At 42.9% G+C, this 20,025-nt stretch carries 17 protein-coding genes and 6 tRNA genes; 5 read left to right on the plus strand and 18 right to left on the minus strand.

Features of this window, described 5'->3' with window-relative positions; all coding sequences use genetic code 11:
* Window positions 1–4: 4 nt before the first annotated feature.
* The 5 genes from OCW38_RS18395 to OCW38_RS18415 form a co-directional block, all read right to left on the minus strand.
* Window positions 5–409 (minus strand): ExbD/TolR family protein, encoded by a 405-nt coding sequence (locus OCW38_RS18395; protein ID WP_004739212.1) that lies wholly within the window; start codon window positions 407–409, stop codon window positions 5–7.
* Window positions 406–966 carry a MotA/TolQ/ExbB proton channel family protein gene (locus tag OCW38_RS18400; protein WP_010429842.1) on the minus strand — a complete coding sequence of 187 codons (561 nt, stop codon included), beginning with the start codon at window positions 964–966 and terminating at the stop codon, window positions 406–408. The genes OCW38_RS18395 and OCW38_RS18400 overlap by 4 nt, the downstream gene beginning before the upstream one ends.
* Window positions 966–2,342, minus strand: a complete 1,377-nt coding sequence (locus OCW38_RS18405) for a MotA/TolQ/ExbB proton channel family protein (protein WP_010429845.1) — start codon at window positions 2,340–2,342, stop codon at window positions 966–968. Before OCW38_RS18405 ends, OCW38_RS18400 begins: the two co-directional genes overlap by 1 nt.
* Window positions 2,342–3,109: a DUF3450 domain-containing protein gene (locus OCW38_RS18410; RefSeq protein ID WP_010429848.1), complete on the minus strand. Its 768-nt coding sequence runs from the start codon at window positions 3,107–3,109 to the stop codon at window positions 2,342–2,344. The genes OCW38_RS18405 and OCW38_RS18410 overlap by 1 nt, the downstream gene beginning before the upstream one ends.
* 177 nt (window positions 3,110–3,286) lie before the next feature.
* Window positions 3,287–5,383 (minus strand): TonB-dependent siderophore receptor, encoded by a 2,097-nt coding sequence (locus tag OCW38_RS18415; RefSeq protein ID WP_016785683.1) that lies wholly within the window; start codon window positions 5,381–5,383, stop codon window positions 3,287–3,289.
* A gap of 552 nt (window positions 5,384–5,935) precedes the next feature.
* Here OCW38_RS18415 and OCW38_RS18420 point away from each other — a divergent pair.
* The gene (locus tag OCW38_RS18420) at window positions 5,936–7,240 is read left to right on the plus strand and encodes a dicarboxylate/amino acid:cation symporter (RefSeq protein ID WP_261896451.1); all 1,305 of its coding nucleotides are present in this window, start codon (window positions 5,936–5,938) and stop codon (window positions 7,238–7,240) included.
* 131 nt (window positions 7,241–7,371) lie between these two features.
* On the opposite strand, the gene OCW38_RS18425 is transcribed toward OCW38_RS18420, so the two are convergent.
* The 3 genes from OCW38_RS18425 to OCW38_RS18435 all read right to left on the minus strand — a co-directional run bounded on the left by OCW38_RS18425 (window position 7,372) and on the right by OCW38_RS18435 (window position 9,973).
* Window positions 7,372–8,757 (minus strand): sensor histidine kinase, encoded by a 1,386-nt coding sequence (locus tag OCW38_RS18425; protein ID WP_261896453.1) that lies wholly within the window; start codon window positions 8,755–8,757, stop codon window positions 7,372–7,374.
* On the minus strand, window positions 8,754–9,419 hold the full coding sequence (locus OCW38_RS18430) for a response regulator transcription factor (RefSeq protein ID WP_016785287.1): 666 nt from the start codon (window positions 9,417–9,419) through the stop codon (window positions 8,754–8,756). Before OCW38_RS18430 ends, OCW38_RS18425 begins: the two co-directional genes overlap by 4 nt.
* Before the next feature lie 80 nt (window positions 9,420–9,499).
* Window positions 9,500–9,973 carry a LabA-like NYN domain-containing protein gene (locus OCW38_RS18435; RefSeq protein ID WP_010429860.1) on the minus strand — a complete coding sequence of 158 codons (474 nt, stop codon included), beginning with the start codon at window positions 9,971–9,973 and terminating at the stop codon, window positions 9,500–9,502.
* Window positions 9,974–10,209: 236 nt separating this feature from the next.
* Between OCW38_RS18435 and OCW38_RS18440 the strand changes: the two genes are divergently transcribed.
* Window positions 10,210–10,761, plus strand: a complete 552-nt coding sequence (locus OCW38_RS18440; RefSeq protein WP_016767165.1) for a DUF4174 domain-containing protein — start codon at window positions 10,210–10,212, stop codon at window positions 10,759–10,761.
* A gap of 98 nt (window positions 10,762–10,859) precedes the next feature.
* On the opposite strand, the gene cobA is transcribed toward OCW38_RS18440, so the two are convergent.
* From cobA to nirB, 4 genes are all read right to left on the minus strand, one after another.
* Window positions 10,860–11,636, minus strand: a complete 777-nt coding sequence (gene cobA / locus OCW38_RS18445) for a uroporphyrinogen-III C-methyltransferase (RefSeq protein WP_016767164.1) — start codon at window positions 11,634–11,636, stop codon at window positions 10,860–10,862.
* A 333-nt stretch (window positions 11,637–11,969) separates the two neighbouring features.
* The gene (locus OCW38_RS18450) at window positions 11,970–12,785 is read right to left on the minus strand and encodes a formate/nitrite transporter family protein (protein ID WP_010429867.1); all 816 of its coding nucleotides are present in this window, start codon (window positions 12,783–12,785) and stop codon (window positions 11,970–11,972) included.
* A 134-nt stretch (window positions 12,786–12,919) separates the two neighbouring features.
* Window positions 12,920–13,243: a nitrite reductase small subunit NirD gene (gene nirD / locus OCW38_RS18455; protein WP_010429871.1), complete on the minus strand. Its 324-nt coding sequence runs from the start codon at window positions 13,241–13,243 to the stop codon at window positions 12,920–12,922.
* 15 nt (window positions 13,244–13,258) lie between these two features.
* On the minus strand, window positions 13,259–15,817 hold the full coding sequence (nirB, locus tag OCW38_RS18460; RefSeq protein WP_016767163.1) for a nitrite reductase large subunit NirB: 2,559 nt from the start codon (window positions 15,815–15,817) through the stop codon (window positions 13,259–13,261).
* Between the two features lie 910 nt (window positions 15,818–16,727).
* On the opposite strand from nirB, the gene OCW38_RS18465 reads away from it, so the two are divergent.
* Window positions 16,728–17,459 carry an AzlC family ABC transporter permease gene (locus OCW38_RS18465; protein WP_016767162.1) on the plus strand — a complete coding sequence of 244 codons (732 nt, stop codon included), beginning with the start codon at window positions 16,728–16,730 and terminating at the stop codon, window positions 17,457–17,459.
* A complete protein-coding gene (locus OCW38_RS18470; RefSeq protein ID WP_010429877.1) occupies window positions 17,456–17,764 on the plus strand; it encodes an AzlD family protein in 309 nt (102 codons plus the stop codon). Before OCW38_RS18465 ends, OCW38_RS18470 begins: the two co-directional genes overlap by 4 nt.
* A gap of 221 nt (window positions 17,765–17,985) precedes the next feature.
* On the opposite strand, the gene OCW38_RS18475 is transcribed toward OCW38_RS18470, so the two are convergent.
* The 6 genes from OCW38_RS18475 to OCW38_RS18500 all read right to left on the minus strand — a co-directional run bounded on the left by OCW38_RS18475 (window position 17,986) and on the right by OCW38_RS18500 (window position 18,786).
* A tRNA-Gly gene (locus OCW38_RS18475) sits at window positions 17,986–18,061 on the minus strand.
* 51 nt (window positions 18,062–18,112) lie between these two features.
* A tRNA-Cys gene (locus tag OCW38_RS18480) sits at window positions 18,113–18,186 on the minus strand.
* Between the two features lie 62 nt (window positions 18,187–18,248).
* Window positions 18,249–18,335, minus strand: a tRNA-Leu gene (locus OCW38_RS18485).
* An 80-nt stretch (window positions 18,336–18,415) separates the two neighbouring features.
* A tRNA-Gly gene (locus OCW38_RS18490) sits at window positions 18,416–18,491 on the minus strand.
* Window positions 18,492–18,542: 51 nt separating this feature from the next.
* Window positions 18,543–18,616 (minus strand) — tRNA-Cys (locus OCW38_RS18495).
* 83 nt (window positions 18,617–18,699) lie between these two features.
* Window positions 18,700–18,786: transfer RNA gene (locus OCW38_RS18500), tRNA-Leu, on the minus strand.
* Between the two features lie 370 nt (window positions 18,787–19,156).
* On the opposite strand from OCW38_RS18500, the gene OCW38_RS18505 reads away from it, so the two are divergent.
* Window positions 19,157–19,945 carry a lipase family protein gene (locus tag OCW38_RS18505; RefSeq protein WP_010429969.1) on the plus strand — a complete coding sequence of 263 codons (789 nt, stop codon included), beginning with the start codon at window positions 19,157–19,159 and terminating at the stop codon, window positions 19,943–19,945.
* Window positions 19,946–20,025: the final 80 nt, after the last annotated feature.

Raw genomic sequence — 20,025 nt, forward strand, 5'->3', positions numbered from 1 at the left:
AAGATCATCGCTTATCAGCAGCAAGCGCAATGTTTTTAACACCTGCACCTTTCGCGGCATCCATCACTTTAACAACAGTACCGTTGTAAGCGTGTTCATCCGCTTGAATAACCAAAGAAGCATCAGGTTGTTCTAGCAACAAGTGCTCTAACGTCGCTTGTACACGTTCAACATCAACGACACGCTTATCAATGAAAATGTCATTTGCAGATGTAATCGCGACAAAGATGCCCGCATCCTTTTGGCTAACTACGTTAGAAGCTTGTGGGCGATTGACTTCTACCCCTGATTCACGAACAAATGAACTGGTCACAATAAAGAAAATAAGCATGATAAAGACAATATCAAGCATCGAAGTAAGGTCTATTTGAGCCTCTTCGTTTTTAGAATGACGTCGACCGAGTCTCATCGTTGACTCCTTAAAGATTTTTCTAATTTTAATTCTAAGCGGTTACACACTTTCGCTAAACGTGCATGGACAAACATGCCCGCTAATGCAGCAACCATACCTGCCATGGTTGGCAGCGTTGCTAACGAGATACCTGAAGCCATCAATTTAGGGTCACTGCTGCCTTGTGTCGCCATAACATCAAAAACAGAGATCATACCGGTTACAGTGCCTAGCAAACCCAACATTGGACAAATAGCGACTAACAGCTTAATAAAATTCAAGTTTTGGTTAAGCAAGATACTCGCTTGCCCTAACCAACCTTCACGAATGGCTTTGGCATGCCAAGAAGAGTGATCTTCTCTTTCATGCCATTTCGCTATCCAAGCTTGGCGTTGCTTAGGAAAGTAGAACGCAAGATAAAGCACACGTTCAACCACAAGCACCCAATACACTAGGACAACAGCCGCTAGCCACCACAAGACGAAACCGCCCTGCTCCATAAAGCTTGATAAAGACAGCAGCCAGTCACTCGTTAACCAACTCGCTGGTAATAGAGAACCCGACAAAATATCCATTACGCAGCAGTCCCAACTGGTGAAACAACAGCGTTTGATTCAACGGTCTTTTCAGCCTGCTCAGCAACAAGACCAATACCTTGTTTCTCAAGAATATTACGAATGTTTTCCGCTTGACTGCTAAGAATGTTGTGTGCCAATAGAAGAGGCATTGCAGCAACCAGACCAAGTACCGTAGTTACAAGCGCCATCGAAATACCACCCGCCATTACTTTAGGGTCGCCATTACCAAACTGTGTGATCACTTGGAATGTTTCGATCATACCCGTTACTGTACCTAGAAGGCCCAACATTGGTGCTAATGCTGCCAATAGTTTAAGCATTGATAGGCCTTTCTCTAAATGAGTCTGCTCATCAACAACCGCTTCTAAAAGTCGCAACTCTAACGCTTCTACCGTTTGGTTTTGCTCTTTGTTGTAAACTGCAAGAACACGACCTAGAGGGTTGTCACCCGCTTGCTCTGGGTTCTTAAGTTGAGCGCGAATTTTCTGGCGAGCGATAACCAAAGAAATACCTCGAACCAATGCGATGATTAAACCAATTGCCAGCAGGCCAAGAATCACTTTACCAACCACACCACCCGCTTGTAGACGGTCAGTTAGGCTTGGCGTCAGTGCTAATTGCTCGAGCATGAACCCGCGAGAAGGATCGACAACGACATTAGATATGTCACCATTCGCAAGTGAAGAAAGTGATGCTAACGTTGGACCATTTGATGGCTGTTTCAGATACGCAATTGCATCTTCACGCTGAGTGTTCCAGCTAACATAGCCTTGGTCTGTCACTAAGCCAATTGAACCTAAACGATAAGCGTCGACAGACTGTGTGTTGCCTTCGCCATTGATGAATGCAATTTGAGATTTGCTAAGCTCTGAGCTTGCTTGGATCTGTTCCACCATGCTCATCCACAAACCAGAAAGTTGTGGCATTGATGGCAGGGATTTAGCATCGATAATTTGGTCAACGGTCGCTGTGTGCTCAGCGCGATCAACGCTATTTACTGTTGAACTAAGCTCTGCACCTAGTTCTTTCGCGTTTTGACGAACGACACCGAACAACTCACCAAGGCTACCCGTTTCTAAACGCAATTTTTCTTCTAAACGAGCAAGCTTGTTTTCGTTGTCGCTGAAGGTTTGAGTAAGAACGTCTGTCGCATTTTGAACCGATGTACGTTTCGCTTCAAGCTCCGCTTTGATCGCTTTAAGTTCTTGTTCAGTCTTTTTAAAGTCAGCTTCACGAACTACGTTGTGAGAAGCTTGAGTACGGTTCTCTGATTTTGCTTTGTTAACGAGCTGAGCCGTTGAGTCGGAAGCTGAGAAAGCAGAAAATGAAAGTGACGTAATGCAAAGCAATGCTGCTAATGGTTTTAAGTTCATTACTTAACCTCCGCAACAGTTAAAGAAACAGGTAAAGTAATCAAGCTTGGGGCTGCTTGTTGGCTAGCAATATCATACGCTTTATCGAGCTCAGATTTCATAGAAGAATCAAGTTCTTGCCACTGAGCATCTGTTTGATTCCAAGCCCAGTACTGGCTGCCATTTAGGTTACGAGCAACCAAAGAGATACGACCTAAGTGCAGAACATCTGCCTCGATCGTTTTATCACTCGCCAATGCGACACGACCTTGGTACACACCAAGCTTGATGCCGTAGTCCATCTCGATTTGGTATGCCTCTAGGATGCGACGGTATTTCTCTGCATCACTGACATCAGCACGAGTCATCATTGCTTGTAGCTTTTCAACTCTTTCTAGACGCTGCTCTTTCTTAATCGGAATATCTTGCTCGACTAACTGTTGAAGGCCATCGATCATTTGATACATCAAAGGTACAACACCTTGACGTGTGTATTTGATTTCGTCGATCTGCGCTTCAATGCTCTGAGCTTCTTTGTTTTGGCTATCAACCAATGCTGCAAGATGGTCGTGATAGATTTCTAGATTCTTCACTTCTTCTTGCAGACGCTCAATCTCAGCTTGCAGCATCAAGGTCGCTTGCGAACTTTTATCAATAACCTTTTGGCTCGAAGCCGACGCGTTATTGGTCTTATTTTGAATTGATTGAGCTTGATCCAAGCTGTTTGCCATAGAAGACGTTGCAACCAAACTGATGGCAAGTGCTAGGCTAGTTTTTAAAAGATTCATAATTGTAGTCATTTACTATAGAAGAAGGTCAAATGAGTTTTATTGATAAGCAGTCTCATTATCATTAAAAGTCACTCACATTACTAGGGATATTTTACGAAATAGCAGAATCACGAAAGGGGAAAGTAGAAACCCTCCCCTTAATATTTAGGCTAACAATAGTACCCTACTAACAAATTAGTATTTTACCTGTAACGTTGCCATGTAGTTGCGGCCTTCGCCAATAACTACGTCCTCAGCAAATTGGTGACTTGAAGAAGTAGAACCACCACCCGCTAGGTATTCTTTATCAAATACGTTCTCTACTGTTAGACGCGCTACGAAATCAAGAGAGTCGTCGTACTTAAGTGTGTATGCTGCGCCCATATCAACACGAGCGTAACCATCTTTCTTGAAAGTATTCGCATCATCACCGTAACGAGAGCCTTCATAGATAAGACCAAGGTTTACATCAACTTCATTTGTTGCGGCATAAGTAGACCAAACACTTGCTGCAAATTCAGGTACATCTACTGGACGATTGCCCGCGTATGTTTCATGATTAGCAATTTCCGCATCTAAGTACATTGCAGAACCAGACATTGAGAAGCGCTCTGAAATAAAGCCTTGTGCAGCTAGTTCAGCACCACGGTGAAGTTGTTCGCCGCCTTGTGTCTTAGTCCAATCACCTGATGCAGTGTCTTCTACATCCATCGAGATGTTTTCTTGCGTAATATCGAATACTGCGCCGGATACGAATAGACGCTCATCCATTAGCTCCCACTTAGTACCTACTTCATATGATACACCTGTTGCTGCATCAAGAAGTTGACCATCGTTGGTGTAGTTACGGTTTCCGCTAGAAACAACACCTTGTGGTTCGAAGCTTTCAGAATATGAAGCGTAGATGCTACCGTTTGATACTGGGTGGTAAATCACGCCAAGCTTAGGTGCTACGTTTTCTTCTGCAACGCCAGAACTTACTTTACGATCGAAACGGGCGCCTGCAAGAACTTGCCATTCGTCGTTGATAGTAATTAGATCTTGAATGTAGAAGCCCCAAGTATCGTAAGTGCTCATCTTACCTAGCGATGTTGCTCCTACTGAAGGTACTGGTACTGTTGCATCTGGTGCATATTCACCACTGCTGAAGCGATCCATACCACGGTAGTAGCTGTAACCTAACCAGTTAGCACCGAATAGTAATTGGTGTTCTGTGCCCGCAAGATCGGCGGTTGTCGTTAGATCTACGTAAGCCGTTCTAAAACGCCATTTGTCATGACGGTAGTTACCGCCTTGAGTAACGGTACCCGTACCGTCAGGGTTCATATTTGAAAAGCTTGGGTAGCTTTCCATATCGATACGTTCGAAATCTTGGTAGTTGAAACCTGTTTTCACTGACCATGTATCAGTTAGATTAGCAGCAATATCAAAACCTACGTTTTCAACATCATTTTCAATCTGTGACCACTGCGCATCCCAGATCTGTTTATCGTTACCAACTCGGTTACCATCCAGTGTGTATAGTGCACCAGAATCTACGCTACCTTCGTCGTTCGTCTTATCGTAATGAACGGAAACCGTTACGTCTTCAGTAACATCGTAATCAACATATACACCACCAACAAAACGTTCTGTTTGTGGCTCAGTACCATCTCCGTACTTTCTCCAAGAACCGTAACTTTCTTTAGATAGAATTGCGCGGCCGCGTAACGTTTCAGCATCGTTTAATGCGCCACTTACATCTAGAGTCGTGCGAGTGTGATCATTAGAACCGATGTCTTGGCTAAGACTTACTTGTGTATCGTAAGTTGGCTTCTTGCTTACCATGTTGATCAAACCACCTGGCGCAGAAATACCGTAAAGAAGGCCAGATGGTCCTTTAAGTACTTCAACACGCTCTAACAGTTCGATTGGTTGGCGGTAGTGAGACCAGTGTTGTTGGCCATTTTTCAGGAAGCCTGAAGAGCTCTCTACCGAGAAACCACGCAGAGAAAAACGCTCACGGTTACGACTAGTACCACCAGCACTGACACTCGCGTCATTCTTAAGAACGTCACCTAAGGTTGTTGCACGCTGTTCATCGATGATTTGCTCATCAATTACTGAAACTTGTCCCGGAGTCTCTAATTGAGTCGCCTCCATGCGCATTGCTGTTGTGTTCGTGTCGGCTTTGTAGCCGTAATCTCGACCTTCAACAACCATATGTTCATCTGTTTTTACTGTTTCTGCCAGTACTGCCGGTGAAGCTAGTACCGCGCCGATCACTAAAGCCAATGGGCTCTTTGAAAACATGTCCTTTACTCCGATTTATTCTTTTATTCGAACACTTTTTATTTTGTTGTGTCCGTTGTTGTCCCGTTTCCGGTACCACTGAGTCATTTCGGAGGTGAATATAAGTGATAATTATTACCATTTGCATTAAATTTACATTCTTTGCATTCGTAAAGTTTTGTAAAGCGCTTAGAAAGACTTTGTCCTCTCCACCAGAAATTGTCGTTCAACACATCATTTAATCCTCTGACTTAATGATTCATTCACAAATAAGTGCACAACACTTTATTACAAGGTTATTTGCTCCATCAACCCAATCCCAAAACCGATAAGAAAACCTTCTATCTTATTTACTACCTTTGAAACGATGTTTTATGTATAAAAGCCTCGATAAATGTAAATAAATAGTGAATAAATTTAATTACACTTGTTTATTTTACAAATTTATCAGTGATTTTGATCACATCTATAATGCCTAAGCAATTTTTTGTTTTTCGATTTAATCAACCGACTGCTAATCTCCTGCTCACTTTGAAAAGGTGTCAAAGTTATAAATAATAAGGAGTGTTCTAAATGAATACCAAGAAACCTATGTCTCTGACTGGACGAGTTATCCTCGGTATGGTCATAGGTATATTTACGGGATTTGCCATTCAATCTCTTTTTACAGACAGCGGATTTGTTAACAACTACATCGTTAACGGACTCTTTGAAGTAGGCGGACAAATCTTTGTCGCCAGTTTGAAAATGCTTGTTGTTCCACTAGTCTTCGTTTCACTAGTGTGTGGTACAAGCTCACTGAAAGACCTATCAACTCTTGGTCGTATGGGCGGTAAGACGTTAGCACTTTATATCGGTACGACTGCCGTTGCTATCACACTGGCTCTGACTATCGGTAACTTATTCCAGCCAGGCGCAGGTGCAGATCTTACTGCTGCAAGCTCTTTCAAGTCAGCGGACGCACCATCTTTGGGTCAAGTCATCATCGACATGTTCCCTACTAACCCTATCCAGGCGATGGCTGAAGGAAAAACACTGCAAGTTATCGTTTTTGCCGTGTTGTTTGGTATTGCTATTAGTGCTGCAGGTAAGCCAGGCGAACGTATCGCTGCGGTTTTCTCAGATCTGAATGAAGTTATCATGAAGCTAGTAGCGCTACTAATGAACCTAGCTCCTTACGGTGTGTTCTTCTTAATGGCAAAACTGTTTTCAGGTCTTGGCTTAGGTGCAATTTGGAACTTAGCAGAATACTTCTTAGTGCTTGCTGGTACCCTACTTCTGCACGGTTTGGTTACCTACAGTGCGATGTTGAAAGGTTTCACCGGTTTAAGTCCTATTACGTTCTTACGTAAGATGGAAGATGCAATCATGTTTGCATTCTCAACGGCTTCTTCGAACGCAACCATTCCAGTAACAATGGAAACAGCTAAGAACCGCATGGGTGTAGACAATAAAGTAGCATCATTCACTGTACCCCTAGGTGCAACTGTGAACATGGATGGTACGGCTATCATGCAAGGTGTTGCGACAGCGTTTATCGCACAGGCATACAACATTGACCTTACTATGGGTGACTACCTGATGGTTATCCTAACGGCGACATTAGCGTCTGTTGGTACAGCGGGTGTTCCAGGTGTTGGCCTTGTTATGCTGGCGATGGTATTGAACCAAGTAGGCCTACCGCTTGAAGGTATCGCGCTTATCATGGGTGTTGACCGTCTTCTTGACATGATTCGTACAGCAGTAAACATCACAGGTGATAGTGCCGTAACGATCATCGTTGCGAAGTCTGAAGGTTCTTTCGACGAAGCTCGCTTTAACGACCCAGCAGCTGGCGAGAAAGAAGAAGAAGTTAAACTAGCACGCCAACAGGCATAATCTAGCTTCTTTGATGCTCTTGCTTTTAAGTTAAGGCGTAATTAATGGCTATGCCTTAGCTGATAAAAATAAAACGCCACTGCATCTGCAGTGGCGTTTTTTATTGTGTATTGTTTTACAGGGACGGGCAGCTAATCGGCGATTGGGAACATCAGGTTTACTCTAAGGCCTCCACTGTCTCTATTCTCAGCAGTAACGTGCCCATTCATCACGCCCATTGCTTCTTTAACAATCGCAAGGCCTAAGCCGTAACCACCGGATTGTTTATCTCTGGCTGACTCTATCCGTGTAAACGGGTCAAAAATGCCTGAAATCTTGCTATGAGGAATGCCTTCACCATCATCTTCTACACATATGACACTGTAACTTTTATCGATAACGAGTTCGCGCGTTGATATAACGATATGAGCATTCTCGCCAGCGTACTTAATAGCATTACCAACCAAATTTCCAATAACTCTTAAAAGCAGTCGCTCATCAACGTTAACCATCGGCGTAGGCATCGTTAGATCACTAACCAAAGTTTGATTCGGTTTTAAGTCGTTTTGCATCTGCGCGATCAACATCGAGCAATAGTGCTCGAGGTGCATCAGGCTAAATTTGGAATCATAACGAGAGGTTTCTAAGCGGCTAAACTCGAGTATTTCGCCCACCAGCTTATTCATCTCTTCTGTTTCGCTTTCCATACGATCTAGTAAGCCTATACTCTTCTCATCAACTTTATTACGCAATAAGTGCAATGCGAGGTTCTGCCTTGCTAATGGAGTCCTGAGTTCATGAGAGACATCTCGTATTAATCGACGCTGCTTCTCTGCGAGAGATTTGATCTCAAACGTCATGTGATCAAAATCCACTGCTAATTCATTAAATTCTCGTGTATTTGATTTCAATTCAGAGACGACTTGTACCGAGAAGTCACCTTCCGCTAAACGTCGACTCGCTTCTCGCAAACGATCCAAAGGTTGTTGTAGCCTACGCGCCATAATTAAAGAGAACAAAGACAGGATGATGAAAGCGATAAAGACCTTCATTAAGGACGAGTACAAACCAAACGACTTAGCGGGATGGAACCGGTGCGGTAATTGGATAACTAGGCTTTTACCGTCATTTAAAGGTAGGCCAAATATCGGCCGATTCACAACGGCATCCAATTGATGATCTAACGTTCTTAAGAAACGCAACTTGAATTCAAAGTGTGGGAGCATGTGCCTATGTGTGATCGGGTGATTGTCTTTTCCCAAAACAAATAGGTAATACTGCTGAGCGTTTGCCCAGTCGGCAAGTTCATCCATGTCCCCTTCTTCGATTAACACATTAGCTTGATATGCGAGGTCTAGCATCTCGTGCTTCACAGAGTCTGGGACTTTTAGTAATGCCTTCATCAAGGCCTTCTCAGCTACAGCTTGGAAAATAAAAATGCTGATAATGATAATCGTCAGGTACGAGAAAAGTTGGAATGTTAAACCATCTTTACGCTTGGCGATAAAGTCAGGACAACGCAGCAGTTTTTTACTCATGCTCCTAACGACTCTAGGTAACTGTAACCTTTACCACGAACAGTTTTAATATGTTGTTTTGACAAGCCCGCCTGCACAAGCTTTCGGCGTATATTGCTGATATGCATGTCCAAATTACGATCAAAAGGACACAGTTCTTTCTTAAGTACATGGATTTGGAGATCAGATTTGGAGACAACGATGCCATCATTTTTAACGAGATAATCGAGCAAGTCTTTTTCAGTACCGGTTAACGGTAAACGAGCCAACTGCTCGCCTAATCCCTGATTGGATGAAGCCAAAGATTGCCTCTGACGTTCAAATCCTACTCTTCGTAAGATAACCTTAATGCGAGTCAACAACTCAGGAACGTTGAAAGGTTTGGCTATGTATTGGTCTGCGCCAGCTTGATAACCATCTAACATTGAAGCGTCATCATTAAGAGCCGTCAACATGAGAATGGGCGTTGCGAAACGCTGACAAATGCGTCTTGCCACTTGTATCCCACTGAGGTTAGGTAGCATTACATCAAGCAAGACTAAATCAACGGGATGAGATTGGATAAACTCAAGCGCAGACTCACCACAATGAACGGTATCGACGTGATACCCTTCATTCTCCAACACTTCACCCAACAATTCACATAACTGAATATCATCATCAACAACTAAAACGCGCGACATCATACAAACCGATAAATAATAATAGTTTGCATTCTAATTATCGTTATTATTGATTTCAATTATAAAATGCGAGATTTCTCTTATAGTAAGAAATCTTTTTCAATCGGTACAAATTTTGAGGCAGAATCGATAAGATTTTGAGCCGTTAATCCGGGAACGCCGTATACTTCAACAGGTTTACCAAAGCGCTCTTTAATTCGTTCAACCAAGATTTCGAAATCACCATCACCTGATACCAAAACAATTGTATCAACCGTCTCGGCAAGTTCTATCGCATCTAACGCAATGCCTACATCCCAATCCCCTTTTGCGCTGCCGTCTCGGCGCTGGATAAACGGTTTTAACTTCACATTAAAGCCAACACCGCGAAGAATATGGTGAAATTGACGCTGTTTAGGATCTTGACTAGAGATAGCGTAGGCATTGGCTGCAATTACGTTACGTCCTTCCGTGGCAACATACCAAAACTGGTTATAGTCGAAGTTAGAACGGTATTTATCGCGTGTCGTATAGTAAACGTTCTGAACGTCGACCAAAATTGCTATATTTTCCATAAATTCATACCTTTAGATTTTCCGTATACCCTATTCTATTCAATTGTGAAATGCGAGTCGCTTTATTTAATAAAATGAACCTGTTGGCTATCGTTAACGTAAGTTCACCTATACCAAAGCGATCTATGCTCGATGTTCCCCGATAGAATTGGAATGTAGTGGTGTTGGATTCTACACTTTATAGAGAGAGTTGTTAGTTCGCTCTTGAGCAAAGGCTTATTAAATGGAGTTTGGCTATGCAACAACGACAGATACTCAAATCATTCTCAAACATCGTCCTACCAAGCCGATGGCGAGGAACAAGCGATTCATACAACACAAGTTGGTGGTTTTCGCTACTAACACTACTGACTATCAGTACGGTATTAATTATGAGCTTAACGATCAACTCGGCCTTTGCTTATCCTGCCTACTCTCATTCAAAAGTTTTACCACATCGAAGTGTGATTTATTTTGCTCCCACTGAAGACTCAGTGGTTAAAGACTTTTTAAACGAAGTTCTAATTAATAATTGTCAATTGGACGAGCGAGATGTCGTCGTCATGGTAATTGCAGAAAGTGGTTACACCGTTCCGACTTGGCTAAATGAAGAGTTCAATCTAAAGGCCGTTACCAACAGCTATCAGATCCCTAAAGGGTCACATACGGCTGTTTTAATAGGAAAAGACGGAAAAGAAAAACATAGATGGAATGGAAAAACAGATTGGAATTTGCTTACCAACCTCATTGACGAGATGCCAATGAGACAGCAAGAAATGCAGCGACAAAATAGCCGCTGCAGTATTTAATCCGCTTTTAGTCAACCTGAGAGCAAGTCGGCTATCTATTAACTTAATTAAGGATTGAGCCAGTTACCAGTTACCAGTTACCAGTTACCAGTTACACGCTAAACTTGTTCTTTAAACCAAGCTAGCTTTTCATGAAGTTGAGCGACACTGCCTACAACAATCAAAGCTGGGCTTTTTGCCTGACTAGCTAAATTCGCCAAGTCACTTAGCCCACCGCGAAACACCTTCTGTTCCTTACGTGTACCATTTTCAATAATGGCAACAGGCATATCAGCACGCATACCATTCTCAAACAGATTCTTTTGAATATTAGGGCTCTCTTTTAAGCCCATGTAAAACACGATGGTGTGGTTGTGTTGAGCAAGTGAACGCCAGTCAATATCTTCGCCATCCTTCTTCAGGTGGCCCGTAATAAACTGAACGCTTTGCGCATGATCTCGATGCGTCAGTGGAATACCAGCATAGGCAGTGGCACCAGCTGCAGCGGTAATGCCAGGAATGACTTCAAATTTTACGTCATTTTCGGCAAGTGTTTCACACTCCTCACCACCACGCCCAAAGATAAACGAATCTCCACCTTTAAGGCGCACTACGTGCTTATTTTCTTGCGCTTTAGTAACAAGTAGTTGGTTGATCTGATCTTGTGGTACACAGTGGTGATCTAGCTTTTTGCCCACATACAGCATTTCTGCCTCTGAGTTTGCCATAGCCAAGATATCTTTTGATACCAAACGGTCGTAAACCAAAACATCGGCTTGTTGAATAACACGCGCCGCTTTAACCGTTAATAAATCGGGATCACCTGGACCCGCACCCACTAATGAAACAAATCCTTTGTTTCCTGTATTAACATTCGATGGCGATACTTCTGACATGCTTTGCTCCGAAAGTTAGCTTGTTATATTTCAAGCTTAATTCTGTTTAGCCACCCACAGTAAAATTCTATGAGTTACCAATATCCCTACCTCTAGACTACCAGTTGTTTCGATAAAACTTCACGATTAATTCTAAACAAGATAGAAGTTTATATAACAAAACAATCTATTACGGCCCAAATAGATCATCGATTCCCTTAACATCGATGGTTATTAGGCCTCCCAATAGGCTAAGTCTTAACTTCGAAATACGATCAAAAAAGCCCCAAACATGATGCGAGGGGCTGATTAATTTTGTTTTAACTGCTAGCTCTATTCAACAGAGGTAGTCAATTACTTAGCACCTAGAGAAGGAGCAGTTCTAGCGTGTGTTAGGAACAAAGGAACACATGCTAAGAAAAGACCACCAACGATGTTACCTAGGATGGTTGGGATAAGGTTGAAGTTCAACCAAGTTGCGATACCGAAGTCAGCGCCAAGAATCATACCTAGTGGGAATAGGAACATATTTACTACTGTGTGCTCAAAGACTAGTGCGAAGAAGATGAAGATTGGGAACCACATCATCGCTACACGGCCAGACACTGTGCGCGCAGTCATGTTACCGATCACACCTAGGCATACCATTAGGTTACAGAAGATGCCGCGCACGAAACACGTGATCCACCCGTCCATGCCCATGTTTTCAAAACCTAAGCTACGACCAGTAGAAACAGCAATGAACTTTTGAGCAACTGCGTTTGGTTCAAGGGAGAAATTACCCGTTAGTGATACTGCAACAAGGAAAGCGACAATTAGAGAACCGATTAGGTTCCCAAGGCCAACAAGGCCCCAACAACGTAAAACACGACCCCAAGTAATGCCAGGGCGATTGTCGAATTTCGCTAGAGGTGCCAAGCCAAATACGCCAGTAACCAAGTCGTAACCCATCACACTTAAAATAACAAATCCGACTGGGAACACTAGTGCGCCAACAATACCAATACCTGTTTGTACGATAGTTGTAATAGCAACAACAACAGCAAGAGAAAGAATGATACCTGCCATTGTACTTCGAATCAGAAGATCACGCGTACTTGTCTTTGTTTTAGCTTCACCCACATCGATCATCGTTTGAACGAATTCAGCTGGTTTGAAATCAGGAGACATAAGGTTGTCCTTAAAAAAGTTAAAAGTAAAAATTGGATAGGAAAAGGTTCTAGTTGCCGAATTAAGGCAATACCGGGAACTAGAACCCTTGATCTATCGAATCTTGCGATTTAACTGACTAGGTCGATGTTAAACTAAGCAGCGATTTCAACCGCACCTTTAGTTACGCGAGCTTTGTACGCTTTTACGCTGAAGCTCTCATCTTCCATACACACACCAGTCGTGAGATTAAAGCGTTGCTTCTTAAGTGGGCTCGCCACCCAAAGCTCACCTTTGTGCTCAACCGTTAAACCACGAGATAAAACGTTTGATTGGAAAAACGGGTCAGTATTACTAATAGCAAACACTTCTTCGGCTTTAGTTGGGCGGAAAATAGCAACTTGCTCACCACCAACCAATGCACAAACACCGGTACCTGGAATAATATCTTCGATCTTACAAACTTTGGTAAATGCCATGATGTCGTCTCCCAATTAAACCAGTTCAACGTGAAGGATGTCGCCCTTCGCTTCTGGGTGTTTTTCTGTGAATGTTGCTGGGCGGTGTTGTTCACGGCCATCATCAACGAATACAACGTTCTCATCACGGTCATCGGCATTGATGAAGTGGGCAAAGCGCTTAAGTTGAGCTTCGTCGTTGATAGTATCAGTCCACTCACAAGCAAAGTTATCAACTAGGCCAGCGATGTCAGCTTCAAGTTGATCTTTAAGGCCAAGTTTGTCGTCAACAATGACTTCACGTAAATATTCAACACCACCTTCTAGGTTATCCATCCATACCGAAGTACGTTGCAGTGGCGCAGCCGTGCGGATGTAGAACATCATGAAACGATCGATGTATTTGATCAGCGTTTCTTGGTCTAGGTCGCTTGCTAGTAGGTCTGCGTGACGAGGCTTCATACCACCGTTACCACATACATACATGTTCCAACCAGCATCCGTTGCGATGATACCTAAGTCTTTACCTTGCGCTTCGGCACACTCACGAGTACAGCCAGATACACCAAACTTCATCTTATGAGGCGTACGGATACCTTTGTAACGGTTCTCGATCATCACGCCTAGGCCAACTGAATCTTGAACGCCGTAACGACACCAAGTTGAACCGACACATGTCTTAGCCATACGAAGTGCTTTTGCGTAAGCTTGACCCGTTTCGTAACCGGCTGCGATTAACTTCTTCCAGATTGCTGGTAAGTCATCTTTCTGAGCACCGAATAGACCGATACGTTGTGCACCAGTGATCTTCGTATATAGGTTGTATTCAGCCGCAACATCCGCAAGAACGCTTAGAGCTTGAGGCGTTACTTCGCCACCCGCCATGCGAGGGATAACCGAGTAAGTACCATCTTTCTGAATGTTACCTAAGAAGTTGTCGTTGGTATCGTGCAGTTTTACTAGCTCAGGCTTAAGGATGTGCTCACCCCAGCAAGAAGCAAGGATAGAACCCGCTAGAGGCTTACAGATTTCACAGCCGTAGCCTTTACCGTACTTCTCAAGTAGCTCGTCGAATGTTTTGATTTCTTCGATGCGGATTAGGTGGAAAAGCTCTTGGCGAGAGTAAGCAAAGTGCTCACAAACGTCATTTTTTACTTCAACACCTGCTTTAGCAAGCTCAGCATTTAGTACTGAAGTTACTAACGGGATACAACCACCACAGCCAGTACCTGCGCCTGTTACTGCTTTAATATCACCAATTGTGTGATGACCTTCAGCAACCGCTTGTGCAATCTTGCCTTTGGTTACATCGAAACAAGAACAGATAACTGCAGTTTCAGGTAGAGAATCCGCGCCAAGGGTTGGTTTTTCTGCACCCGCATGAGCAGGAAGAATCAATGCATCTGGGTGTTCTGGTAGATCGATTTCGTTCAACATAAGTTGAAGAAGATCACCATAATCAGAAGTATCCCCTACCATTACTGCACCAAGAAGCTTCTTGTTGTCTTCAGAAACGATTAGGCGTTTGTAAATTTCCTGCTCTTCGTTTTGATAAACGTAGCTCTTACAACCTGGAGTTCGACCATTTGCATCGCCGATTGAACCTACTTTTACGCCCAGAAGCTTAAGCTTCGCAGACATGTCAGCACCTTCAAATGTGCTTTCGTTACCTACAATGTGATCGACTGCAACAGTCGCCATTTTGTAACCTGGAGCCACTAGGCCATAGAAAGTTTGGTTCCAAGACGCACACTCGCCGATGGCATAGATATCTTTATCCGTTGTTTGACAGTGATCGTTGATCTCGATACCGCCACGAGGTGCAATACCCAAACCCATTTGACGAGCAAGTTTGTCCTGTGGACGAATACCAGCAGAAAATACGATGAAATCTGTTTCAAGTTCTGTTCCGTCAGCAAAACGCATTACGTTACGAGCTTCAGTGCCTTCAGGAGCAATTTCAAGCGTGTTCTTGCTTGTATGTACGTTTACGCCCATACGTTCGATTTTTTGACGAAGTTGGTTACCACCAGCTAGGTCAAGTTGCTCAGCCATCAACTTAGGAGCAAACTCAACCACATGTGTTGTCACGCCAAGTGCTTTTAGAGCGCCTGCTGCTTCAAGACCAAGTAAACCACCACCAACAACAACACCAGATTTTGAATTCTTAGCGGTTGCTTCAATAGCTTTCAGATCTTCGATGGTACGGTAAACAAAGCAGTCTTTACCTTCGTTGCCTTTAATTGGCGGAACGAAAGGGAAAGAGCCAGTAGCAAGAACAAGTTTGTCGTATTGAATTTCACGGCCAGTGCTCGAGTAAACTGTTCTTTTCTCACGATTAACGTTAATTGCACGCTCACCGATCAGCATGTTAATGCCGTGTTTCTCGTAGAAACCTTCTTTAACTAAAGAAAGTTCATCCGCAGTATGGTGTGAAAAATAAGAAGAAAGGTGTACACGATCGTACGCAACACGTGGCTCTTCACAGAACACAGTAATGTCCATGTTCGCAACATCTGTCTTCTCGACTAAATCTTCGATATAGCGATGACCTACCATCCCGTTACCGATTACGACTAGCTTCATCTTGCTCATAAGAATTCCTGAAGGTTATATATTTCTTAACTAACCGAATAATGAATTATGAAAGAAAATGAAAATATGATGTAAATCAATTACGAAATCGAACTACCCGAAAGGGGTAGAACAAAAGAGGTAGATGTGCTTAATTTTAACGCAAAGCAAACGAATAACCGTAGTTTCGATAGGGTTTAGCGGGGTTTTATATACACTTTAGTGCATCAATCATTGTGTTGTAAATTTTCACAATAGATTAGCAACAACATAATTGAATGACAATCATTTTCATTTAATTGCACAAGAAGTGTAATATGGTATGAAAGGGTTACAGCTTCATGATCAACTATGTATAAATATGAATAACTTAATGATTCGAATCACAACCGCTGTTTTCCAACACTCCCCCCACTCCATTTACATACATCTCGGTCAGTTAACAGGTGTATTTGTTTGCTTAGTAACCGTAGACATTGAGAAGAGACATTTTACAACTCAAGACGCATCACAAGGTTCTGAAACAACGAATCAAACTTGCCGTGATCTAGGTCAGTTGCCTATTTCCAAAGATGTAATGAGTCGCTTCAAACTAAGCTTGATCTGGTCTAAATCACGTACTCAGATACTGCCTTCCCTGAGTTATACACAATTTGTGACAGTGCAAACCCTCATGTATAGGTAAAGAAAACTATTCGATCTTCCTAGAAGAATGAAACAGGGAGCCGCGTGCTCGATTTCTTATTTAATAGTTCGGACATGTTATTGATTAAATTAAGCTTTCTAGATTCGGCCTTCGCCACCGATCAGGTATTTTATCTACGACATAACGTTTGAAAGCCTAACCAATTGATGTTAAACATGCAGTTTACAAAATAACAACAAGATCTTTCAATGGATCTGCCCCATTGCCTGCTGGCTAGGTACCTCTATGACAAAAAATACTCAACACCTTCAACGCTCCTCGACTGAGTTACACGAGTTTACACGTATCGACGTCTGGAACGGCTTCACACAGCTTCTTCCTCTTTCTATGTTTGTGATCGTATTTGGCCTCGCATTCGGTGTTGCTGCTGTACAGACTGGACTAGATGCATTTCCAACTATGTTAATGAGCACACTTGTTTTTGCAGGTGCTTCACAGTTTGCTACGTTGGATATGTGGGGAGCAGAAGTACCCCTTATTCCAGTTCTTATTACCGTATTCGCGATCAATGCTCGTCATCTTTTGATGGGGGCGACACTATATCCTTGGTTACGTCAACTTCCTCCGACAAAACGATATGGTGTGATGTTGATAGCTTCGGACGCAAACTGGGCAATGGCACTCCATACATTTGGGAGGAAGGAGCCCGGTTTTGGATTGCTCGTTGGTGGTGGTTTAGCACTTTGGTCGTTTTGGATCATTGGCACTTGGGTTGGCATATACTTTGGTAGCGCAATCCAAGATCCTGTCGGCCTTGGTCTCGATATGGTTATGGGTTGTTTTTTACTTTCCATGGTCGTCGTTGGACCTAAAAGTTTAAGAATTTTTACTATTTGGACCTCAGCAGCAGCATCTTCAATGTTGGCATATTGGTATTTACCTGAAAACAGCCATGTTGTAGTTGGTGCTATCTCAGGTGGAATCTTGGGAGCTTGTTGGAAGGAGAAGAAATCATGAATATCGAAACAAATGTTGGTGGTACATTATTGATAATCATTGCAATGGCATTAGTCACATTAGCAACACGCTGGGGTGGTGTGTATGTCATGTCATTTGTTCCAATTAGCGAGCGTGTTCAACGTTTTATTACAGCGATGTCAGGTTCTGTATTAGTCGCCCTTCTAACACCTCTTGCCGTAGAAGGTGACAACGGAGCTAGAGCGGCACTATTTTCTACAGCACTCGTCATGTTCGTCGTCAAAAAACCTCTACCAGCAATCGCAGCAGGAATCATTGCCGCAGCGGCAGTACGATCTTTTTAGCTGTTATCAATACTACGACACTCCCTCAAATAGCTAAGCCTTGATAACATATTTCGATGCTATCAAGGCTAGCCCCATACCTAAAAGTGACTGATATAACCCATTGAAGATAGAAAGATTAATAAACTTATCAATTTTCAGATACAAAAAAACCAGCTTTCGCTGGTTTTGAGTTGATGCTTTTTACACTGAGATATCGTAATTACCATATCTGAATAATTTGGAGCGATACATCGGGTTCGAACCGATGACCTCAACCTTGGCAAGGTTGCGCTCTACCAACTGAGCTAGTATCGCATTGTCATTCTTCTACTCTTCCCTTTGCCTAGACAAAAAGAAGAAAGAGAATGGAGGCGCCTCCCGGAGTCGAACCGAGGTCCACGGATTTGCAATCCGCTGCATAGCCACTCTGCCAAGGCGCCTTCAATGAGTGTTTTAAGAGAACTACTCTGTTGATCTCTACCAAAAGTAGCAATCAAATAGATGGTGCCCCGGGCCGGACTTGAACCGGCACAGCGCGAACGCCGAGGGATTTTAAATCCCTTGTGTCTACCAATTCCACCACCAGGGCACGCAATTCTTTATTGCGATGCCGATTACTGAAAAGTAAAACACCATCTTAATGTCAAAATGAATCAACATTACAAAATTTGGAGCGATACATCGGGTTCGAACCGATGACCTCAACCTTGGCAAGGTTGCGCTCTACCAACTGAGCTAGTATCGCATTGTCATTATTCTAATCATCCCTTTGCCTAAACAAAAAGAAGAAAGAAAATGGAGGCGCCTCCCGGAGTCGAACCGAGGTCCACGGATTTGCAATCCGCTGCATAGCCACTCTGCCAAGGCGCCTTATCAACATAAAAATATATTGAAGTGTTTAAAGAGAACCACTCTTTGTTCATCACTCTACTCTCAAGTAGAAACTAAATAGATGGTGCCCCGGGCCGGACTTGAACCGGCACAGCGCGAACGCCGAGGGATTTTAAATCCCTTGTGTCTACCAATTCCACCACCAGGGCAACGCAATTAAGCAATGCTGATTACTGAAAAGTAAAACACCATCTCTCAGCGACCTAGGCCGTGAGAACGAGGTGTACTTTAACGGATGGAAAAAATTCGTCAACAATAAATTTTATCTTTTAATTCAAGTGATTAAATATCGAACTTTACAGGCTTAAATTACTGCAGCTTGTATGGTTATTATACATAGTTCTTAAGTTTCAATGGCATCACCACAGGTGGGGAATTCAATTTATAGACTGGACATTATCGTTTGAAGTCAGTTCTTCCCACTGGTTATCTGTAGCGTAAGAAAGACAACGTCGTTTTCATGCACGTTTCACATTCAACCTCTAGAGTTTTAAGTAACTCTTATTACGAAGTGAAAATGTGAAACCACTAAAACGATACCAATATGAGCGTTATGCCGTCCTATGTAACCTCGCTTACCCTAGAGTTTTTAAACAAACTCGTTACGGGTTTGACCCTAATGGACAACGCATCATAAAGAATCAGTTTGGTAAAACCATGATTCGAGTTTTATGGAGCAGCAACAAAGATGAGGTAGTCGTGGTTATCAAGGGATCACACAGTATTTCTGACTGGCTACTCACCTTCGCATTATGGACCAGAAGCTGTAGAAGGATTGGACTGAACTATCGTGTTCATGCTGGTTTCTATCATCTCATGTTTCAAGAAAGCCAACCAAGTCGTAACGAAGATAAGCTAGGGCAAACCGTTATAGAACGTTTAGAAGCCACGCTCATACCTTTGTTAAAAGAAGGAAAAAAAATTTCCATCACCGGCCACTCATCTGGCGGCGCTATTGGTTGTGTATTTGCTGACTACCTAGACCAAAAGTATCCCGGTTGCATCAAACGAGTCGTCACGTTTGGCCAGCCTGCAATTGGTGATTGGAGCTTTAAAAAGAACTACCGTTTAAGCAAGAAAACTTACCGCATCTGTTGTGACATAGACATTGTAACCTTCATGCCGCCATTACCTTTAATGTATTGGCATACAGGAAAAGTGCTTTGGCTCTACAACGGTAGAATCTATGAAAACACCCCAACACTCATTCGCCTTGGTCGCTCTATCTTTAGTTGGTTGATTCGGCCTTTCTCTTATCACCTTATGAGTAAGTATATCCGTAATAAAGATTTCTTCGATAAACACTGAGACAGCAAATCAAGTTGACGCTAGCTGCTTAAAAAAGAGCACAAGCTTGTAACGACTTGTGCTCTGTATGGTTGTAACTG

The sequence above is a fragment of the Vibrio cyclitrophicus genome (genome assembly GCF_024347435.1).
In the GTDB taxonomy this organism is placed as follows: domain Bacteria; phylum Pseudomonadota; class Gammaproteobacteria; order Enterobacterales; family Vibrionaceae; genus Vibrio; species Vibrio cyclitrophicus.

Bases quoted from the DNA above. Each gene is read 5' to 3' on its own strand.
- OCW38_RS18395 (WP_004739212.1), bottom strand. From the start codon at position 409: ATGAGACTCGGTCGACGTCATTCTAAAAACGAAGAGGCTCAAATAGAC.
- OCW38_RS18400 (WP_010429842.1), bottom strand. From the start codon at position 966: ATGGATATTTTGTCGGGTTCTCTATTACCAGCGAGTTGGTTAACGAGT.
- OCW38_RS18405 (WP_010429845.1), bottom strand. From the start codon at position 2,342: ATGAACTTAAAACCATTAGCAGCATTGCTTTGCATTACGTCACTTTCA.
- OCW38_RS18410 (WP_010429848.1), bottom strand. From the start codon at position 3,109: ATGAATCTTTTAAAAACTAGCCTAGCACTTGCCATCAGTTTGGTTGCA.
- OCW38_RS18415 (WP_016785683.1), bottom strand. From the start codon at position 5,383: ATGTTTTCAAAGAGCCCATTGGCTTTAGTGATCGGCGCGGTACTAGCT.
- OCW38_RS18420 (WP_261896451.1), top strand. From the start codon at position 5,936: ATGAATACCAAGAAACCTATGTCTCTGACTGGACGAGTTATCCTCGGT.
- OCW38_RS18425 (WP_261896453.1), bottom strand. From the start codon at position 8,757: ATGAGTAAAAAACTGCTGCGTTGTCCTGACTTTATCGCCAAGCGTAAA.
- OCW38_RS18430 (WP_016785287.1), bottom strand. From the start codon at position 9,419: ATGTCGCGCGTTTTAGTTGTTGATGATGATATTCAGTTATGTGAATTG.
- OCW38_RS18435 (WP_010429860.1), bottom strand. From the start codon at position 9,973: ATGGAAAATATAGCAATTTTGGTCGACGTTCAGAACGTTTACTATACG.
- OCW38_RS18440 (WP_016767165.1), top strand. From the start codon at position 10,210: ATGCAACAACGACAGATACTCAAATCATTCTCAAACATCGTCCTACCA.
- cobA (WP_016767164.1), bottom strand. From the start codon at position 11,636: ATGTCAGAAGTATCGCCATCGAATGTTAATACAGGAAACAAAGGATTT.
- OCW38_RS18450 (WP_010429867.1), bottom strand. From the start codon at position 12,785: ATGTCTCCTGATTTCAAACCAGCTGAATTCGTTCAAACGATGATCGAT.
- nirD (WP_010429871.1), bottom strand. From the start codon at position 13,243: ATGGCATTTACCAAAGTTTGTAAGATCGAAGATATTATTCCAGGTACC.
- nirB (WP_016767163.1), bottom strand. From the start codon at position 15,817: ATGAGCAAGATGAAGCTAGTCGTAATCGGTAACGGGATGGTAGGTCAT.
- OCW38_RS18465 (WP_016767162.1), top strand. From the start codon at position 16,728: ATGACAAAAAATACTCAACACCTTCAACGCTCCTCGACTGAGTTACAC.
- OCW38_RS18470 (WP_010429877.1), top strand. From the start codon at position 17,456: ATGAATATCGAAACAAATGTTGGTGGTACATTATTGATAATCATTGCA.